The sequence below is a fragment of the Dyadobacter sp. BHUBP1 genome (assembly GCF_050587785.1).
Taxonomy (GTDB): Bacteria; Bacteroidota; Bacteroidia; order Cytophagales; family Spirosomataceae; genus Dyadobacter.
The window spans coordinates 174,323-192,280 of the sequence record NZ_JBOBIH010000001.1; the positions used below are offsets into that span (position 1 = coordinate 174,323).

A 17,958-nucleotide genomic window follows, 5' to 3' on the forward strand; every position below is an offset into this window, starting at 1 on the left:
ACTCTTTCCGAAAGCAATGTTCAAGGAACGCTAGTGGTTATCAAACGGTTATTTCGGCTCCCAAAAAAGAAAATCCCGCAGCCGAACGCCCGGGATTCTCTTCGCTAATGGAAATGCAAATTTTATTTCTGTACCAATGCTTCCAGCATTTTCTCTGCCAGGAACTGGTTGCCCGCCTCCGTCAAATGCACGCGGTCAGTCGTTAGAATGCCTTTTTCCTTGTTTTCAGGATTGTTTTTGGCCAGGTAGTCCTGGAAATGCTTGCGCAGGTCGAGCAGTTGCAGGTTGTTGCGCGTCGCGATTTCGCGAATCAGTTTCGAATACTGGTTCAAATCACCGTCCTGCTGGTTGGAATTATCATTGCGCTCCCCGATCACGGTAGGTGTACACACGATCACACGAATGTTCTGCGCTTTCAGTTTTTTGATCAACGCCTCATAGAACTTCACGTATTTGTCGGGGTCGGTACCGGTCCCTGAGGAGGCTTTGTGCCAGACGTCGTTGATACCCACGTAAATGAATACCACATCCGGCTTTTTGGCCAGCACGTCGTCTTCGAGCCTTAAATAGAGGTCATATACTTTATTTCCACCGATTCCGGCGCCGATCAGCTCATATTCGCTGTCCTGGCCCTTTGATTTCAACATTTCGCCTACTTTGGTGATATAGCCGGTAGGGCTCACGCCTGCCTGGGTAATGGAATCGCCGAAGAATACGACGCGAATGGGCTTGTCGGCACGCATGGCAAGTAACGGAAGCGAGATAATGGCAATTTGCAGCAGTTTAAAAAATACTTTCATGGTTTAGTGTTAAGTATGGATTTTGGGAAAAAGACGATGCATTTGAAAAGTTACCCTACGGCATTTGTGAGCGAATTAAGGGTCTATGAGGCGTATTCCGGCAGGATCCGGGGCGTAGTGGATCGTGAAACTCCGCCCCGGATCCAACTGCGTTTCCAAATGGAGCGGCAAGTTGAGTTTGCGAACCCGGTTGTCGACCCACGCATGTACGACCAGCGCATCGCCCACGCGCTCGCAGGTAAGGACCTCCCCATGCAATAGCATACCGTTCAAGGGGGCCGGCTCGGTCAGATACACTTCTGCGGGTGTTCCGAAACGGGCCAACCTGCCGGTTTCCATGACTGCCACCTGATCGGCGAGACGGAAAATTTCCCCGATATCGTGGGTTACCAGGATGACGGCAAATGGCCGCTCGCGGTGGAGTTTGAGTAATAAATCCTGCAATTGCAGTTGCATATCCGGGTCGAGGGCGGCAAAAGGCTCGTCCATTAAGAGCAGCTCCGGCTCGCGTACGAGGGCGCGGGCGAGGGCAACGCGTTGCTGCTGCCCACCTGAGAGCTGGTGAGGTTTCCGGTTGGTGAGCTGGGTAAGGCCGGCCATGTCGAGCAAATGCCCGATCAACGCGCTATCATGGTTCTTGGGCAATGCAAATTCAAGATTTTGCATCACGGTCATATGCGGGAACAATGCATAGTCTTGAAAAACAAAACCGATGTGACGCTGCTGCGCGGGAACGTGAACGCGGGCTGCCGTGTCCAGCCATGGTTTTTCACCAAAAGCAATACGGCCGGCTTGCGGCATGGCCAACCCGGCGATTTGCCGTAACAAGGTCGTTTTTCCTACACCCGAGGGCCCGGTGAGAGCGAGAATGCTGTTGACCGGTAACGCAAAATCCACTTCCATCGGTAAGATGCCGTGCGCGGTGTGCAAAGTATGCCGGATATGGACGTCAAGCAGTTTGTTGGACACGGAGCAGTCGGTTATTAATGGAATAGACCAGCAGCAAAATAACGAAAGTGATCGCAAAAAGCACCATCGCGTAAGCATTGGCGGCGGGGTAATTCAGGGCTTCCACCTCATTGTAAATCGCTACGGACGCCACTTTGGTCACTCCGGGGATATTACCGCCGATCATCAGTACTACGCCGAACTCGCCGACCGTATGGGCAAATGTGAGTACAAATGCCGTGAGTATGGCCGGTTTGCAATTGGGCAGGAGTACTTTCGTGAACGTCTGCCATTCGCTTTTGCCCAGCGTGTAAGATGCCTCCCGCAACGAAGGCGGCAGCGACTGCAGGCCCGCGCGGATCGGGTAAATCATGAATGGCAGGCTGTACAGAATGGAGGCGATTACCAGCCCCGGAAATGAAAAGACGAGCCTTAACCCCAGGTATTCCTCGACCATTGCCCCAAACCAATGCGATGGGCTGAATGCCAGCAACAGGTAAAACCCGATCACCGATGGCGGCAGCACGAGCGGCATGCCGATCAGCGCCTCCACGAGGCCCCGGCCTTTAAACTTCCCGAAAACCAGCCAGTAGGCGATCGGCAACGCGATTGCCAGCAGCAAAATTGAAGTGATGCTGGCTAGTTTGAAGGTTAGCAGGAGTGGTTGGGGATCCAATTTTGAATGATTGAATGATTGAATGAGTGAATGGTCAGGTGTGGTCAAGTTTTGTCAGGAGTTGTCAAGTGTTGTCAGATGTTGTTGTATGTGTGTTTCATGACTAATCCAGACTATCAATGACAGCACTTGACTACACCTGACCACGAATGACTACACTTGACTACACCTGACTACAAATGACAACTCCTGACTACACTTGACAATACCTGACTATTATTGGTAACCATACCGTTTGAAAATCGCTTTTGCCTTTGCGGAATAAAGGAATTGATAAAATTGTTCGCTCGACGCTTTTTTAGGAGAATCTTCGCTGTGTTTTAATAGAATAGCCGCTTGCTGAATAGGTTTGTACAAGCTTGAATCTACAATGATATAATGCCCTTTGTCCTTCATTTCCGGCGATAGCACAATGGATAATGCATTGAAACCTGCTTCCACAGAGCCTGTGGTAATGTATTGGGCTGTTTGCGCGATGCTTTCGCCGTATACGAGTTTCCTTTCGGTTTGTTCGTAGAGTTTCAATGTCTTTAAGGCCTGCACGGCTGCTTCGCCGTAGGGTGCGGTTTTAGGGTTGGGAACGGCTATTTTTTTGACTTTCTCGGTGGCTAATATTTCCGGTTTGAGGTCGACTTCGGGGATGTCTTTCGACCAGAGTACCAATGCGCCGGTGGCGTAAATTTCCGGTTTCAGGTCGGAGCCGCCGTTTTTGAAAATTTCTTCAGGGTATTTGGTGTCGGCGGAAACGAATACGTCGAATGGCGCCCCTTCACGGATCTGCGTCGTGAGTTTGCCGGAAGAGGCGACCACGATCTCGATCTTTTTGCCGGATTCCTTCTCGAATTCCTGCTGGATTTCCTTCATCACATATTGCACGTTGGCAGCGGTAGCGACGACGATTTTTTCCGACGGTTTGGAGCAACCAGCCAGCAATGCAGCAAAAAGGATGAGGATACGTAGTTTGTTCATGCCGCAATTTAGAAATATTGTTTTGCAATAATAGCCGCTTGCAGCCTCCGTGGAGCGTCCCCTCGGGAAATTGTCGTAAATTGCGCCCCGTTTCGCCGGGCTGTTCCGGACGGACGTTTGAACCGCTGATAGCCAAGGGCTAAAAGCACAATTTAATCATTATAATGATCATAGAAACTGCACAGCGCACCAGGCAGACATCGGAATACTACTTTTCGGTGAAGCTGGCCGAAGTGCGCAAACTGATTGCCGAAGGGCATGACGTCATCAATCTCGGGATCGGAAACCCGGATATGATGCCCTCAGTAGAAACGCTGGAAGCATTGACAACCGCTGCCTATCAACCGCAGGCGCATGGTTATCAGCCTTATACAGGCACCCCCGCTTTCAGAAAATCAGTTGCAGATTTTTATTATCGTACCTATGGCGTAACACTCGATCCGAATACTGAAATATTACCGCTCATTGGTTCCAAAGAGGGTATTACCCACATATCGTTGACATTCCTGGACCCCGGCGACGAGGTGCTGGTACCCGAGCTGGGTTACCCGGCCTACCGCGCCGTAAGCCAGATGGTCGGTGCGGTCGTGAAGGAATACCCGCTGCGCGAAGACCACGGCTGGCAGCCTGACTGGAATGCGATGGAAAGCCTCGTGACGCCCAAAACGAAGATCATGTGGCTCAATTACCCGCATATGCCCACGGGCGCGCCCGCTACGCAGGAGTTGTTCGAAGAGGCGGTTGCATTTGCGAAGAAGCATCGGATTTTGCTTTGTCATGATAATCCTTACAGCTTGATCCTGAACAAGAAAGCGCCGATCAGCCTGCTTTCGGTGGAAGGGGCCAAAGAGGTCGCTATCGAGCTGAATTCGATGAGCAAATCACATAATATGGCGGGCTGGCGCCTCGGATGGCTTTCGGGGGCGAAGGAATACATCAGCGCAGTGCTGACCATCAAGAGCAATGTCGATTCGGGCATGTTCTTCGCAATGCAGGAGGCCGGTGCGAAAGCATTGGGCAACCCGGCAGAATGGCACGCAGAGCGAAATGCGGTGTACCAGGGGCGTCTGGAAGCTTCGGAAGCGCTTCTGCGCACGCTCGGCTGCACATGGGACCACAAGCAGGAAGGCATGTTCCTATGGGGCAAGCTGCCCGATTCCACGGAATCGGCGGAAGCGCTCGTGAACAGCCTGCTGGTTGAGAAGCACGTTTTCATCGCACCGGGCTTCATTTTTGGTCCGAAAGGCCAGCGATATATCCGTTTGTCATTGTGCTTGCCCAAAGAGAGAATCTGGCAGGCGGTGGAGCGGATTAAAGGGTAATATTTCAGATATTTAAATTTAAAATAATGATCATCAGTATCATAGGGGTAGGCCTGCTCGGCGGGTCGTTCGCCCTGGGACTGCGCGAGAAATACCCGCATGTGAAATTCGTGGGGGTGGACAACTCGGCGGTCAATCAGAAAATAGCATTGGCAAAAGGGATCGTGGACGAGATCCTGACGCTCGACGAGGCATTGCAGGTCTCCGAGCTGAACGTCCTCGCGACGCCCGTGGACGCCATTACCAAATTGCTGCCCTACATGCTCGATCACCTGCCCGACGGCCGGACGATCATGGACCTGGGTTCTACCAAGGAGCTGATCTGCAAACTGGCAGATAAGCACCCGAAACGGGGCCAGTTTGTAGCGGCGCACCCGATGGCAGGTACCGAAAACTCGGGGCCGGGCGCGGCATTCAGGGAGCTTTTGATCGATAAAAACGTGATCATCTGCGACAAGGAAAAGAGCAACCCCGATTCATTGGGCCTGGTGGAAACCTTCCTGCGGGATGTGGGCATGAAGATCCATTATATGAAGCCGGTGGAGCACGATCTGCATTTGGCGTACGTGTCGCATTTGAGCCATATCAGCTCTTTTGCATTGGGTATGACCGTCCTCGATAAGGAGCGCGACGAGCGCGCGATCTTCGATATGGCGAGTACCGGTTTTTCTTCGACAGTGCGTCTGGCGAAAAGCTCTCCGCAAATGTGGGCGCCTATTTTTGACCAGAACAAAAAGAATGTCTCCAAGGCACTGGGCGATTACATCGAGCTCCTGAAAAAATTCAAGGACGCGATTGATGAGCGTGACCTGGACGCCAGCCTTTCTTATATGGTCCGGGCAAATGACATAGGGCGGGTTTTGGCGGGGATTGAAAAGAAGTAGTCAGGCGTGGTCAGGAATCGTCATGTTTTGTCAAGTATGGTCATGTGTTGTCAGGAATGGTTATGTTTTGTCAAGTATGGTTATGTTTTGTCAAGTATGGTCATGTGTTGTCAGGAATGGTCATGTGTTGTCAGTTATTGTCAGGTGTGGTTAGGAATTGTTGTTTGTAATTTACTGATTATTAGTGCATTGTAAATGGTTCTGAAATTTTTCGGAACCATTTGCGATTTTTGGGCTGTTAAGGTGGGGTCGTTTAACGGCGCCTCCTTGATTGATTTTGAAGCATATAGTCTCAATAAAACAATAGGAAATGACAAAAGCGCATGGGGTTTGGGCAGCGGTGTTGATAGCAGCAGGCATTTCATTGGGTGTGCACCGGGCCGACTCAGTTTCCCATATTTCTACCACTAAAAAAACGCCGGTCGCGAAAACCGACTCGGTTGTTACCCGTTCCGAATGGATTTCATTGTACGACTCGCTGGGGCTGAAAAAGCAGGGTTTGTCGGAGCGTGCATTCTACTGTGCATGGTTTGGTTTCCAGAAAATCAAACTCGATAACCCGATCATGGCGATCTGTGATTTTACACAGTCATCGCGTAACAAGCGGTTGTATGTGATCGACCTGTTGAAAAAGAAGGTGCTTTACAACACCTACGTGGCGCACGGACGAAACTCGGGCAACGAGTTTGCCGAGCATTTTTCGAATGCCAATTCTTCCTACCAATCCAGTTTGGGTTTTTACAAAACCTTAGGCACGTACCAGGGCAAACACGGATTGTCATTAAAACTCGAAGGCCTCGAAAAAGGCATTAACGACCGTGCATTGGAACGTGCGATCGTGATGCACGGCGCCGATTATGTGAGCGAGGCATTTATCAAAAACACCGGCCGTCTCGGGCGCAGCCTAGGTTGCCCCGCGGTTTCGATCGCCGATTCCAAAAAGCTGATCAATATGCTGTATAATGGTGCGGGGTTGTTTATTTACTCCGGTGACCAGCATTATCTCGAAAAGTCCTCGTTACTCGCCGGAATGGAGGCTATTTCCGAAGTTCAGGCATTGGGTGCCTCGCGTTTGTAAACGTCCGGGAAATACATCAGATCTCCTTTCTCATTACAGTCTGCCGGCAAATACAGCAGAAACACCGGTACGCGCACTTTCAGTTTGTGCCATTTCGGCGGGTGCGAAACGCTGTCGGGCTCGGTCATGAAATCGCTGTCGAGCAGCTGGGTACCTGCCATATAATTGGCCAGATCCGTCGGTTTTTGCACGCGTACGCATCCGTGGCTGCGCCAGCGCTGGTTGCTTTTGAACAAGTACCGCGCATTGGTGTCGTGCAGGTAAATGGCTAACGGGTTTTTGATCTCAACTTTTAACAAGCCTAATGAATTATCCTCGCCTGTTTCCTGGCGGAAGCGGTAGGGGAATTGATCGGCAGTAAGGTCGCCCCATTCCAGTTCCTCGGGGTTAATAGCCTGGCCGTCCTTCCCAATCACCTGAATGCGGTTGCGGGTCAGATATTCGGGATCTGCGGCGGCTTTCGGAAAAATTTCCTTGATCGCAATGCTTTTGGGTACATTCCAATACGGGTGCGTCACAATGCTCGTCGCGTAGGTGTCGATCGTAGGCGTAGGCGTGTCCCGCTTGCCTACTACGGTGCGCATGGTGAGCACATTCTTGCCCGCGGAATCCATGGCCGTCAGGTAAGCGCCCCGGATATTCACCATCACAAACCGCGGAGCGCCCTGGATTTGCCGGCGAATCCAGCGGTAGGCATTTAGGGTCTGTGCAACATACGCTGCGCTGTCCTTTTTGTTCGACTTGAGCAGCCGGTCGTAATGGATTTTCAGGTTGTGGTAAACCGGGAAAACGGGTTCCAGCTGTTCCATTACCTTTTCCACCGATTGGCCTCTGGCGAGTTCTTCGGCTGCATTGCGGATCAATGCGGTATCCGCCCTCATTCTCTTCTGGGTAAACCGGATAGTAGGCTTGTGGCCGAACGCGATTTCTTCCAGAAGTGCGAAAACCGGCGCAATGGTGTCCTTTGTTTCAAATTTTTGGGTATTGATTCCCGCTTCACCTGCTTGCGAAAGGAGTTCCTGGTAAATATCCTTACTGCTGATCGCCTCTGCCAGCTCCTGGTCGGTCATGTCCTGCGGATTCTTCCGGCACGACTGCATGATGGCGAGGGTAAAAAGTATCAGGAGGGGTATATAGCGGGCTTTGCCCAGAGCGGACAGCATTTGCATTACGAACGATGATTTGGTGCTGCAAGATAACATGCAATTGTCATGCTAACTGAAAAAGGGCATGGACAATCTGCCCGCAGCTTAAAAATGGGGAATTAAAGTGGCATCGCTGTACTTTAATTCCCTAAATCGATTATTCGTTGCGAAGGCTGCGGACCGGATCCGCCGTCGCGGCGCGGATGGCCTGGAAGCTCACCGTGCCGATTGTTACAGCCAGTGCCGCAAAACCTGTCACGACGAATACCCACCAATGGATCGTTGTCCGATAAGGATAGTTTTCCAGCCATTTTTGCAGCGCATACCACGCCAGCGGCGACGCTACCACGATGGCTATGATCACCAGTTTGACAAAATCTTTTGAGATCAATCCCACAATACCGGCCACCGACGCGCCCAGTACCTTGCGAATGCCTACTTCCTTCGCGCGCTGTTCGGCGGCCTGTACCACCAATCCGAAAATGCCTAACGCCGAAAGGAACATTGTAAGCCCGCTGAAAAACAGGAAGAGCTGGTGGAGTTTGGATTCGGATTCATATTGCTGGCTGAGCTTTTCAGCTATGTTGTTGATACGTAGCAATTTCCCCGAGAAAAACTGTTTCCAGAGCTTTCGTATGCCTGCCGCGACCTGCATTTCGGTCCCGGGCTCAATGCGGATGAGCATACCGGCATATTGCGGCGCCTTTTGCGCGAGAATAAGCGTTGGCTTCATCGGTTCGTAAAGCGATTCGTTATGGAAATCGCCGACAATTCCCACAGGTACCGTCTCTACGTTTTCGGCCTGCACATCCAGCTGTTTGATACCGAGCATTTTGGCGGCTGAGGCAGTTATCAGCGAATTCTGGTTCATCTGCGCCGTTTCAAATTTTACAAAATCCTTTTCCCGCAGGGAATCGGCATTAAGTGCATCGGCGAAACCGTTGCTGAACATGCGTCCCTTGACCAATTTTAATCCCAAAGTCGCGGGTAAATCCACATCACCGGCAATGTACCAGATCCGCAGCCGGCGGCCGGCGTGGGCCGGGTCGGGGACCTCGCGCTGCATATAACCTGCGCCCTCTGTGGGCATCCACAGGCTCAGACTGCTACGAATGACTCCCGGTATCCTTTGCAGTTCGTTCTTGAATGCTTCGCCTTTACCATTCCAGGAAATCTGCTCGATGCCGATCAAGTTGTTCTTGTCATAGCCGAGCTCTTTATTTTTCATCAGATCGAATTGCTGCCAGACTACGATGGTAGCGAGCAATACAATAATCGAAATGGAGAATTGCGCTACGACGAGTGTTTTGCGAACCCCCGTTTGCCCCCACGACGCTGTGAATATGCCGCGTAATGTGTTGGCCGGTTTAAAACCCGAGATTATCCAGGCGGGATAAAGGCCCGTGAGCAATGCGGTGAGGAGGAACATCAGCAATGCGCCTCCCGCCATCGGGATATCGGAGGTAAACGTGAGTACCAACCGATGCCCGAGAAAGTTTTCGACCGGGCGCAATGTGAAGAAGTATGCAAATACCGCAATGCCGATGGAAATGCCGAATAATAGCAAGGTTTCAGTCAAAAGCTGCAAGACGAGCTGCGTCCGCGATCCGCTGAGTACTTTCCGTACACCGGCTTCCTTCACCCGTACAAATGCTTTGGCCGTACTGAGATTGACAAAATTGACGCAGGCGATGAAGACAGCAATAATGCAACGCCCGCGAAGATATAGATCGTCCGGATGCTTGCCCTGACATTTTGCCCCTCCGCGAAATCGGAACGGAGGTAGATGTCCTTTAAAGGTTGGAATTCGAACTGTCGCTGGTCTGTTTTAGTGAAGCGGGCATACCACGTATTGACTTTCCGGGTAAATGCTTTCACATCTGTGCCGGGTTTGAGCAACAGGTAATTTTGCTCGAACATAATTATACCATTATTTGTCAGCGGTTCCACCTTAGTTCGTTTCAGCCGGATCACGTCCGTGCGGAGATGGCTGTTGTAAGGCAGGTCTTCGATCAGGCCAGTGATTTCATAAGGTGTGGACTCCGAATGGAGCGTCGGGATTTCGTGGATAATCCGGCCTATCGGGTTCTGACCCGGGAGTATCCTGGCTGCATACGATCGCGTGACGAGCAAACTCCATCGGTTTTGCGTAGTGCGTTCGAGGCTGCCAGCAACAAGTTTAATGCCCAACATCTTATTCGCCATCGTGTCTACCGTCAGCATATTGGTTTCTATGCCGTCGTTATCCTCCGGACGTATCTTAAAATGAGGCCGATAGGATTCAACGGACGACCAGGACTCTACTTCAGCGTACATTTTCTGCAATGCGGGCGCAAGGTACGAGGGGGACGAAGTATGCCGTTCAGACAACCCGCCGCCCATTTTATCTACACTCACAATCCTGTAAATATCATCTTTCCTGCTCCACTGCCGGTCGTACGAGAGGCTATCGATCACCACGGTAGCCACCATCATACAGGCCCACAATCCAATGGAAAGTCCCGTCAAATGGATCAGCGAATAGCCCCTGTTTTTCATCAATACCCGCGAGCCGATTTTAAATAATTACCCAGCATATCGCGGTTGAAAACCGATGGCGAGCCATACGGCGACGGTTTTCGCTTCATAATGGAGGGGCGGAGCAGTGCAACCACTTCGCGGAGGAAGAAGAAATTGGCTTTATGCGCGCCTGCGCGGCGGTGGCGCAAGGCATAACGCTCGTGCAGGTCACCGAGGAGTTCTTCGCGCAAGTGCGGGGCACAAATGCGGGTAGCCAGCTTATCGAGCCAGCGGGGAGGGAGTGGTTGCATGGCTCAGCTGTTTGAAAAATCGAGGCCCATTTTAGACAATTCGGAAGGGGTAATGCGGTTCCAGAGGCTGTTCCGCACGGTGCGGGCTTCGTGGAGGACCTTGCCGCCATAGGCCGTAATGCTAAACAGCCGCTTGCGCCGTCCGCCGCGTTCCTGTGTAGCTTCGCCGAGGTAAGAACTCAGGTAGCCCTTTTGTTCGAGCCGCTGCAATGCGGCATGTACTGCCCCGGTGCTCACCGTCTGCCCGGTTTCGCTTTCGAGCTCTTCGGCAATACTCACTGAGTAGGCCCCCGGCGCCAGTGCTGCCACGGCCAGTAATACGATTTCTTCAAATTCACCCAAATCGCTTCGTCTCATAGGATGTGTCCGGATTGATTATATCTATTTCGGTATGTAAAATATCTTGCCAGGTATTGAAAATGCCGTTTGAGTCGAATTAAGGCTATTTTATGACAAAAGCCCTGTTCGTTTTTGAACAAGGCTCGTCCGATGTTGCACGCGTTTTTATAAAATTATCAGGAAATTCGATGCGATAGAATCAGCAAAGCTTTTCCTTTATCGGATTACAAGCACCATAACATCACAATCATCACACTATGGCGAAGATGAGTAAAATCACGGTGGATAACGTCGACATATCCATCACCACCATCAACGATAATGACTACATCTGCCTCACCGATATGGTGAAGGGAAAAGAGGATGTGAGCAGGGCAGCAGATGTTATTAAAAACTGGATCAGGAACCGTTCAACCATTGAATTTTTGGGAACGTGGGAGACGATATATAATTCCGATTTTAAAGTGGTCGAATTCGACCACTTTAGACGAGAAGCGGGTGTTCCTACTTTTACCATGAGTGTTTCAAACTGGATTGAGAACACCAATGCGATTGGAATCTTCTCTAAATCAGGCAGGTACGGAGGTACTTATGCACACAAGGATATAGCATTCGAATTTGGGTCAGCAATTAGTCCGATATTCAAGCTTTACGTTATTCGGGAGTACCAGAGACTTAAAGAGATTGAAAACAATCAATATGGGCTAGAATGGAATGTAAAGCGCATCCTCTCAAAAGCAAATTATCAAATACACACAACTGCCGTGCGGGATTACCTCATTCCGAAAACCGGTTATTCCCAGGCGAAAGAATGGCTGCTTTATGCGGATGAGGCCGATTTGCTGAACCTCGTTTTATTTCGTTGTACAGCCAAGCAATGGCGCGAAGCTAATCCGCAGCGCGATCTTGCGGGCGAAAACATTCGCGACATGGCCAGTATCAATGAACTGACGATACTTTCAAATCTTGAGAATCTTAATTCGGTGTTAATCAAAACCGGATTGGGAAAGCGGGAGCGCTTCAAAATATTGGACGAAACCTGTCATGATCAACGCAAAACATTAGAGCAGCTTGATATCATCAAATCTATTAAGAAGGAACAGGAATCTTCATTCTTAGACTTTGACAAAAAGAAACTCAAATAGGCAGGAAAGAAGCCAATGATTACTTCTTCTCAAAAAACTTCTGCTTCGGGCTATTCTTCTGCGCATATTCCTTCACAGCCTCCGCCGCTTCGATCGGTAAGTCCGATTCCAGAATAGACGCCCCGTCTTTCGCGATGGCCAGGTAAGCGGCTTTACGCTCTTCGGCGGTTTTCAGTTTGTCATAGGACGACGCAGCTGAAATCATGCACATAGTGCCTTTTTTGTTCAATAATGCATATAATTCCTTATTCTCCGGCTTCACGTGCGGGCCTATGTAGGCGATCATCTGGGTGAAGGGGACACCGGCTTTTTCGTAATCTTCGTATTCCTTCATATTCCGGATGAATGCCGAGAAGGTGTGGTTCCTGTTTTGAGTTAAATAGTATTGCATTTCGGCGGCGCTGTGTACGGTGAGCATCACAAATGCGTCGGCTTTGTGCTTTTTGATCAATGCGGCGGTCATAGCGAGGGGGACATCCTTGTGGTCGAGGTTGAGGACGGTTTTGCCGCGCGCCCATTCGATTACCTCGGAAAGCGTCGGGATTGTGAAGTCGGTGACATTGCCTTCGGCGTCTTTGAGGCGGAATTTTTTGAGTTCTTCATAAGTGTAGTCCGATAGCTTGCCCGTCCCCGTGGTGGTGCGGTCGAGCGTGGCATCGTGCATGAGCACCATGACGCTGTCCTTGGTCAATCGTGGATCGATTTCGAAGAATGCTGGGGTGTATTTCAATGTATTTTCAAAAGTGGCAATGGAGTTTTCCGGGAAGCCCTTCACCATCCCGCCGCGGTGTCCGGCGATCAGTATCGGGTCGTTGCCGGTGAATTGAAAATAGGCGTGTAAATCCTTCGCAGTCTTGATTTTCAGGACATTGAGCTTGCTCTGCGCATAGCCTGCAAAATGGTTGCCAAGGGCGAGCAATGCGGTTAATATGAACGGGTTAAGGAGTTTCTTTTTCATGATTATTTTAAAATTATGAGCGGCAGTTGAGTTTTAAAAGACTGAATTCACCTTGCGGATCGAGACTAAACAGCGTTACCGAAGAATTTTCCTGAACAATCTGGCGGTAGTTTTTGAGCGGCATGCCTAATTTCCAGGCCATGTAAAACCGGTTCACCGCATTATGGGCCACTACAAGCACGGTCCCGTTGGGATGTTTTTGTAAAATATCATTGAAAAAATTATCGACGCGTGTCACAATCTCGATGGCCGTCTCGCCCGTGCCGCCCGCGCGTGCATAATCGGGCTCGCGCGCCCATGCGTCCCAGAGCGCGGGATTTTCGGCGATGAACTCGGCGCGCGTTTTCCCTTCCCATTCGCCGAATGAGGCTTCAATCAGCCGTTGGTCGACGGTAATGCCCGGGTAGTTGCCCGAAGCAATGGTAGCCGTGTGATGGGCGCGTTGAAGTGGAGATGTGTACACCGCGTCGAATGCAATGCCTTTCAGCAATGAAGCTGCCAAATGCGCCTGTTCGAGGCCTTTTTCGGTCAATCCGATGTCCGTTGCGCCGCAGTAGCGGTTGCCGTCGGCATTCCAGAATGTTTCTCCATGGCGGAGCAGATATACGTGAAGCATGGTCAATGGGTTACGGGCACGGGCCCTGCTATAAAACCTTTTTCGGTTAAAGCTTGGATAAAATTCCGGTATTGCAGCGTGTAAGCAGTTACCAGCGCCGGTTCGGGCCTGATCGTCTTCTCAATGCGAGTCATAGCCTGCGCCGCCTGGGTAAGCGTTCCGAAATAGGAGCCCGCGGCAGCAACGATTGCAGCACCTGCAGCGCCGGTCACATTACCGCATTTGTGTACGGGGCGGTTGAGCACATTCGCCCGAATGGTAAGCCACACATCGCTGTTGCTGCCGCCGCCGGCGGTGTACACGGCATTCACCTTCTCGTCCGAGAGGCTTTCGATCATCTGGTACGCATACCGCTCTACGAACGCCACGCCTTCCATATTAGCGGCAAATGTGGCCTGGCGACTAGCATTTTCGGGCGAAAAACCCCGTGCCTGAGGGGCGATGAACGGGAATCGTTCGCCTGGTTGCAGCAAAGGATAGGCGATCAGGCCGGTGGGAATGAGGTCTGAGGCGGCGTGGGTCAATGCGGGGAGATCGTCGGCGAAGCCTGCCGAAACCCAGTCGGCACCGATATTGCCTGCCCCGCCGGGCATCCAGTAGCCTTCGGGGTGGCGGTGGCTGTACAGCCGGCCTTCCGGATCGCGTACTTCCCGCGTAGTAACGCCCTTCACGACGAGCGTGGTGCCTATGGTGGTATTCCAATCTCCCGGTCGCACTGCACCGGAAGCCACCTGTGACGCACAGCCGTCGGTCATGCCGGCTATGACCTGAATCGCCCCTACGCCGAGTTGTTCGCTCAACTCCGGGAGTAAGCGACCGATTTGCGTGCCCGACGGGACAACTTTTTGCAGCCATTCTTTCTGCAACGGCAGATGCTCTGTCAGGTAACCTGGCCATTCGCCCGCTCCTACGTCAAAGCCCGATTTCAGCGCATTGGTATAATCGGTTACCGAATAGTCGCCGCAGAGTTTGCCGATGATAAAATCCGTCGCGTGTATCCAGGTTTTGATCTGCGCAGCTTTTTCGGTGAAATGGTTTGAGTACCACACCATTTTTGATAATCCGCTGGATGCATTGAAGCCGGTGTAACCTTGCGGGTGAAACCGTTCGGCGATTTCGCGGCAGTATTTTCCTTCCGCGGCAGGGCGGGTGTCGGAATACATCAGTGCATTATGAAGCGGCTCGTCGTGCGCATCGAGCGGGATCACCGTGCCGGATGTGGAGGTAACCGAAACAGCCTTGATAGCATTTAGATCGATCACTTCGCGCACAGAAACCAGCAGATTTTGCAAGCACGTAAATACCGATTCCCACCACAATGCCGGTGATTGTTCCTCGCGCGAATGCTGCGTAAGCGGAAACATCTTTTCACTGCTGCCTGCCGTTCGGCCTGTGTCGTCGAGCATTACCACCCGCACCCCCTGCGTCCCGACGTCGATTCCTATGAAATATGAATGCATTTAACAGATCAATATTTTGATTGACAATAAAATATATGATTTACAATAAAATTATGGCGATGCGTGGTATCGACCATAATCACGGTCCGGCCCGTCTACAAATATTGCGGTGCTCTGCACCTGGCGTGAATGCCTGGTAATATCGGACCGTAAGGTGCAGCGCACCGCAATACTTGTGGACACCGCAATATTACCGTTCCCAAAATATTCGCGTTCCCGAAATATTGTACGCGCCAAAATATGTGTGTCGCGTTTTCATCATTGACGTTAATTTCTCGCCAATGATTTGAATGCTTTCCGGGCGCTTTTCCATTCGTGGTACCATTCGCGGCAGATGTTGTCGTCCTCTGGCCGGGTAATTTCCAATGTCTCCGCTGCATTGTTCGGAATGTTCAACGCATTGTTGCAGATCACCACCCCGCCCGAGACCGAGGCCTGACGGTAATTGGCGCGTATCATCACTTTTTTGCCTAATAAATTGGCGATAAACTGCCGCAGCAGTCTGCTTTGCACACCCCCGCCGCACATCCACACATAATCCTGCTCATGGCGCGTCACTTCACGAAGCACATGATAGTTCTCGGAAATGCTGCAAGCAATATCCCAAAGCGTAGCCCACACGAAATGCGCCCGGCTGAGCTGGTGCGACACAGGCGTATTGAAAATAAAACCTCCACGGATCAGCGGTGATTTCTCGCCCGCCAGCAGTGAACCCAGCGCGCCTATACAATGCGTATCGCGAATGGCTGCTACCTCGGTTTCGATCAGTTCGTAGGGTTCATTGGGATAAAAGATTTCTTTCAGCCGCTGGTAATTCAGGCCCGTAACGCCCGCGTTGGCTTCGAGCAGGAAGTTCGCATTGTCGGTATGCCGGTTGGTCCAGGTGCGTTCCTGAGCGTCGGTAATGTAGTGGTCGGCTATTTTAATGATGGGCGTGGTGGTGCCCGAAACGATCACAATATCCTCGACGGACGGTTCGAGACTCATGATCGCCAGTTGGGTATCCGAGCCACCGACTACCACCACGGCGGCTTCCGAAATACTGAGTTCGGCTGCAATATCCGGTTGTATTTTACCCAAAACAGATCCGGAATGCACGAGCGGCGGAAGGAGTGAGGCGTCGAGCCGGTATTTTTCACAAAGTTGTTGGGACCATCCGCCCTGGGCAACATCGTAAAGCAAAGTTTCCGAGGCTTGCGAATGCTCATAGCCCTGCACTCCGCTGAACATATACTGCGCCCAATCACTGATGCTGACGAATGTGGACACTTGCTGCCAAAGCCCGGGGCGGCGTTCGCGGACGCCGACGAGCTTCAATGCCGAAAAAAGCGATGTAGGGTAACGGCCTGTCAGCATGTAAACTTCGTGCTTGTCGGGGATAATATTTTCCCATTCGCGTCCGCGGTGGTCGATATTAGGCATGCCGATGAGCGACGCGCCGTTTTTGTCGAGCGCTACGATGCCCTCACGCTGGCTGGTGGCGGTAATGGCCGTGATGGTCACCATTCCGGCCTGGGTTAATGCAGTTTTCGCAAGACTTTTTATTTGCTCCCAAAGCGTGTCTGGATCGAAAAATATGGATTCGGGGTAACGCTCGTCCTTATGGTATTGCATATTGCCGCTCGCCACGCCGAGGATAGTACCGGCGGGGTCGGCGATGGCTACGCGTACATTGCCAGTGCCGATATCGGCCACGAGGTATGCCTGTTTTAAAGTCATTTTTTGGGGATTAATGGGTTTTAACAGGCAATACTTCGCGGTTCACCAACTGGCGGACGTTCCGGTTGCCTTCCACATAAAAGCCGCGCAGCGCCTTGTTCATAATGTCGGCGTGGTGGTCTTCCACTTCAAACGTAGCCCCCGCGATATGCGGCGTAGCGAGTACATTCTTATGGTGGATGAGCCTATAATCCAGTGCGTCAGGTGGTTCGTGGTCGAAAACGTCGAGGATCGCACCGCGGATTGCATTGTTTTCGATGGCCGATAGTAATGCCTCCCGTTTCACCACCACAGCGCGCGCCGTGTTGACGAAAATGGCGTCTTTTTTCATTAACCCGATCAGCTCTTCCCCAATCATGCCCTCGGTTTCCTTGGTCACAGGCAAATGGATCGATACCACGTCGCTGAGCCGAAAAACATCTTCCAGGCTGGCCTTTTTGTAATCCGGGTCATCGGAAGTATAGAACGGGTCGTAATACAGGATTTCGGCCGGAAAATGCTTGACAAGGTTAGCGATAGTTTGCCCTACGGCTCCGAAACCGACCATTCCGATTGTTTTTCCGGCAATTTCATTCCCCTTGAACTGCAAATAGGAAGTATGCGCGCCGGCCTCCCAGTGTTCGCCTTCGAGCCAGGCAATGCCTTCGAGCGTGTTACGCAGGAGATTGATGAGGTTGGCAATGAACATTTCGGCCACTGCCTGCGCATTACGTGCGGGAGTATTGAAAACCGGGATGCCTCTGGCCGTAGCGGTCGCCACAGCCACATTGGAGGGCGTCCCGCGGCAAACGCCGATAAACTGTAAATCCGGGAACGCCTCGATTACCGCAGCTGTAACGTGATCGTGCTCGGTAATGAGGGCGTCTGCTCCGGTCTCAGTCAGTAGTGCAATGAGTTCGTCCTCATTGTAAGCGCGCTCCTGTAATTTCCATGGCTTATAGATGATTTCTCCGAATTGTTCTTTTAACGCCTGCTGCGCCTTGTCGTGGTAGGGGGCGGTGATTAGGATTTTCATGTTTGGTGTCGATACGGTTCTTTAAAGTTTGACGGTATTTAATTTATGTTGGGGAAGTAGTCAGGTATTGTCAT

The 17,958-nt window shown here is 51.5% G+C and carries 18 protein-coding genes; 4 read left to right on the forward strand and 14 right to left on the reverse strand.

The genetic code is table 11. The features are described 5' to 3' along the window. Positions 1–122 precede the first annotated feature (122 nt). The 4 genes from ACQ4MZ_RS00625 to modA form a co-directional block, all read right to left on the reverse strand. Positions 123–800, reverse strand: coding sequence for an SGNH/GDSL hydrolase family protein (locus tag ACQ4MZ_RS00625; protein WP_430841928.1), 678 nt, complete (start codon positions 798–800; stop codon positions 123–125). A gap of 75 nt (positions 801–875) precedes the next feature. Next, a complete protein-coding gene (locus ACQ4MZ_RS00630) occupies positions 876–1,769 on the reverse strand; it encodes a sulfate/molybdate ABC transporter ATP-binding protein (RefSeq protein WP_430841930.1) in 894 nt (297 codons plus the stop codon). Further along, positions 1,750–2,424, reverse strand: coding sequence for a molybdate ABC transporter permease subunit (modB, locus tag ACQ4MZ_RS00635; protein WP_430841932.1), 675 nt, complete (start codon positions 2,422–2,424; stop codon positions 1,750–1,752). The genes ACQ4MZ_RS00630 and modB overlap by 20 nt, the downstream gene beginning before the upstream one ends. 216 nt (positions 2,425–2,640) lie before the next feature. Continuing rightward, positions 2,641–3,393, reverse strand: a complete 753-nt coding sequence (gene modA, locus ACQ4MZ_RS00640) for a molybdate ABC transporter substrate-binding protein (RefSeq protein WP_430841934.1) — start codon at positions 3,391–3,393, stop codon at positions 2,641–2,643. 164 nt (positions 3,394–3,557) lie between these two features. On the opposite strand from modA, the gene ACQ4MZ_RS00645 reads away from it, so the two are divergent. The 3 genes from ACQ4MZ_RS00645 (at position 3,558) to ACQ4MZ_RS00655 (ending at position 6,677) form a co-directional block, all read left to right on the forward strand. Continuing rightward, a complete protein-coding gene (locus ACQ4MZ_RS00645) occupies positions 3,558–4,715 on the forward strand; it encodes a pyridoxal phosphate-dependent aminotransferase (RefSeq protein WP_430841936.1) in 1,158 nt (385 codons plus the stop codon). A 26-nt stretch (positions 4,716–4,741) separates the two neighbouring features. After that, positions 4,742–5,599 carry a prephenate dehydrogenase gene (locus tag ACQ4MZ_RS00650; RefSeq protein WP_430841938.1) on the forward strand — a complete coding sequence of 286 codons (858 nt, stop codon included), beginning with the start codon at positions 4,742–4,744 and terminating at the stop codon, positions 5,597–5,599. 310 nt (positions 5,600–5,909) lie between these two features. Further along, positions 5,910–6,677 carry a murein L,D-transpeptidase catalytic domain family protein gene (locus tag ACQ4MZ_RS00655; RefSeq protein WP_430841940.1) on the forward strand — a complete coding sequence of 256 codons (768 nt, stop codon included), beginning with the start codon at positions 5,910–5,912 and terminating at the stop codon, positions 6,675–6,677. Here the strand turns inward: ACQ4MZ_RS00655 and ACQ4MZ_RS00660 are convergent. The 5 genes from ACQ4MZ_RS00660 to ACQ4MZ_RS00680 form a co-directional block, all read right to left on the reverse strand. Then, positions 6,650–7,846, reverse strand: coding sequence for a L,D-transpeptidase family protein (locus ACQ4MZ_RS00660; RefSeq protein WP_430841942.1), 1,197 nt, complete (start codon positions 7,844–7,846; stop codon positions 6,650–6,652). The two genes, ACQ4MZ_RS00655 and ACQ4MZ_RS00660, sit on opposite strands and share 28 nt — an antisense overlap. Before the next feature lie 133 nt (positions 7,847–7,979). Then, positions 7,980–9,530 carry an FtsX-like permease family protein gene (locus ACQ4MZ_RS00665; protein ID WP_430843791.1) on the reverse strand — a complete coding sequence of 517 codons (1,551 nt, stop codon included), beginning with the start codon at positions 9,528–9,530 and terminating at the stop codon, positions 7,980–7,982. Further along, a complete protein-coding gene (locus ACQ4MZ_RS00670) occupies positions 9,461–10,360 on the reverse strand; it encodes an ABC transporter permease (protein ID WP_430843792.1) in 900 nt (299 codons plus the stop codon). The genes ACQ4MZ_RS00665 and ACQ4MZ_RS00670 overlap by 70 nt, the downstream gene beginning before the upstream one ends. Next, a complete protein-coding gene (locus tag ACQ4MZ_RS00675; protein ID WP_430841944.1) occupies positions 10,360–10,632 on the reverse strand; it encodes a permease prefix domain 2-containing transporter in 273 nt (90 codons plus the stop codon). Before ACQ4MZ_RS00675 ends, ACQ4MZ_RS00670 begins: the two co-directional genes overlap by 1 nt. 3 nt (positions 10,633–10,635) lie before the next feature. Then, positions 10,636–10,989: a PadR family transcriptional regulator gene (locus tag ACQ4MZ_RS00680; protein WP_430841946.1), complete on the reverse strand. Its 354-nt coding sequence runs from the start codon at positions 10,987–10,989 to the stop codon at positions 10,636–10,638. Positions 10,990–11,237: 248 nt separating this feature from the next. Here ACQ4MZ_RS00680 and ACQ4MZ_RS00685 point away from each other — a divergent pair, with 248 nt between their 5' ends. Beyond that, positions 11,238–12,116 (forward strand): KilA-N domain-containing protein, encoded by an 879-nt coding sequence (locus ACQ4MZ_RS00685; RefSeq protein ID WP_430841948.1) that lies wholly within the window; start codon positions 11,238–11,240, stop codon positions 12,114–12,116. A gap of 19 nt (positions 12,117–12,135) precedes the next feature. Here the strand turns inward: ACQ4MZ_RS00685 and ACQ4MZ_RS00690 are convergent, their stop codons facing one another. The 5 genes from ACQ4MZ_RS00690 to ACQ4MZ_RS00710 all read right to left on the reverse strand — a co-directional run bounded on the left by ACQ4MZ_RS00690 (position 12,136) and on the right by ACQ4MZ_RS00710 (position 17,884). After that, entirely contained in the window at positions 12,136–13,074 is a 939-nt protein-coding gene (locus ACQ4MZ_RS00690; protein ID WP_430841950.1) for a glycerophosphodiester phosphodiesterase family protein, read from the reverse strand. 13 nt (positions 13,075–13,087) lie between these two features. Beyond that, positions 13,088–13,690: a histidine phosphatase family protein gene (locus ACQ4MZ_RS00695; protein WP_430841952.1), complete on the reverse strand. Its 603-nt coding sequence runs from the start codon at positions 13,688–13,690 to the stop codon at positions 13,088–13,090. Between the two features lie 2 nt (positions 13,691–13,692). After that, a complete protein-coding gene (locus ACQ4MZ_RS00700) occupies positions 13,693–15,150 on the reverse strand; it encodes an FGGY-family carbohydrate kinase (protein ID WP_430841954.1) in 1,458 nt (485 codons plus the stop codon). A 267-nt stretch (positions 15,151–15,417) separates the two neighbouring features. Beyond that, on the reverse strand, positions 15,418–16,869 hold the full coding sequence (locus ACQ4MZ_RS00705; RefSeq protein ID WP_430841956.1) for an FGGY-family carbohydrate kinase: 1,452 nt from the start codon (positions 16,867–16,869) through the stop codon (positions 15,418–15,420). Positions 16,870–16,879: 10 nt separating this feature from the next. Next, positions 16,880–17,884, reverse strand: coding sequence for a 2-hydroxyacid dehydrogenase (locus ACQ4MZ_RS00710; RefSeq protein ID WP_430841958.1), 1,005 nt, complete (start codon positions 17,882–17,884; stop codon positions 16,880–16,882). Between the last annotated feature and the right edge of the window lie 74 nt (positions 17,885–17,958).

Bases quoted from the DNA above. Each gene is read 5' to 3' on its own strand.
- ACQ4MZ_RS00710 (WP_430841958.1), bottom strand. From the start codon at position 17,884: ATGAAAATCCTAATCACCGCCCCCTACCACGACAAGGCGCAGCAGGCG.
- ACQ4MZ_RS00695 (WP_430841952.1), bottom strand. From the start codon at position 13,690: ATGCTTCACGTATATCTGCTCCGCCATGGAGAAACATTCTGGAATGCC.
- ACQ4MZ_RS00650 (WP_430841938.1), top strand. From the start codon at position 4,742: ATGATCATCAGTATCATAGGGGTAGGCCTGCTCGGCGGGTCGTTCGCC.
- ACQ4MZ_RS00675 (WP_430841944.1), bottom strand. From the start codon at position 10,632: ATGCAACCACTCCCTCCCCGCTGGCTCGATAAGCTGGCTACCCGCATT.
- ACQ4MZ_RS00685 (WP_430841948.1), top strand. From the start codon at position 11,238: ATGAGTAAAATCACGGTGGATAACGTCGACATATCCATCACCACCATC.
- ACQ4MZ_RS00680 (WP_430841946.1), bottom strand. From the start codon at position 10,989: ATGAGACGAAGCGATTTGGGTGAATTTGAAGAAATCGTATTACTGGCC.
- ACQ4MZ_RS00700 (WP_430841954.1), bottom strand. From the start codon at position 15,150: ATGCATTCATATTTCATAGGAATCGACGTCGGGACGCAGGGGGTGCGG.
- ACQ4MZ_RS00670 (WP_430843792.1), bottom strand. From the start codon at position 10,360: ATGAAAAACAGGGGCTATTCGCTGATCCATTTGACGGGACTTTCCATT.
- ACQ4MZ_RS00645 (WP_430841936.1), top strand. From the start codon at position 3,558: ATGATCATAGAAACTGCACAGCGCACCAGGCAGACATCGGAATACTAC.
- ACQ4MZ_RS00625 (WP_430841928.1), bottom strand. From the start codon at position 800: ATGAAAGTATTTTTTAAACTGCTGCAAATTGCCATTATCTCGCTTCCG.
- ACQ4MZ_RS00660 (WP_430841942.1), bottom strand. From the start codon at position 7,846: ATGCAAATGCTGTCCGCTCTGGGCAAAGCCCGCTATATACCCCTCCTG.
- ACQ4MZ_RS00655 (WP_430841940.1), top strand. From the start codon at position 5,910: ATGACAAAAGCGCATGGGGTTTGGGCAGCGGTGTTGATAGCAGCAGGC.
- ACQ4MZ_RS00705 (WP_430841956.1), bottom strand. From the start codon at position 16,869: ATGACTTTAAAACAGGCATACCTCGTGGCCGATATCGGCACTGGCAAT.
- modA (WP_430841934.1), bottom strand. From the start codon at position 3,393: ATGAACAAACTACGTATCCTCATCCTTTTTGCTGCATTGCTGGCTGGT.
- ACQ4MZ_RS00690 (WP_430841950.1), bottom strand. From the start codon at position 13,074: ATGAAAAAGAAACTCCTTAACCCGTTCATATTAACCGCATTGCTCGCC.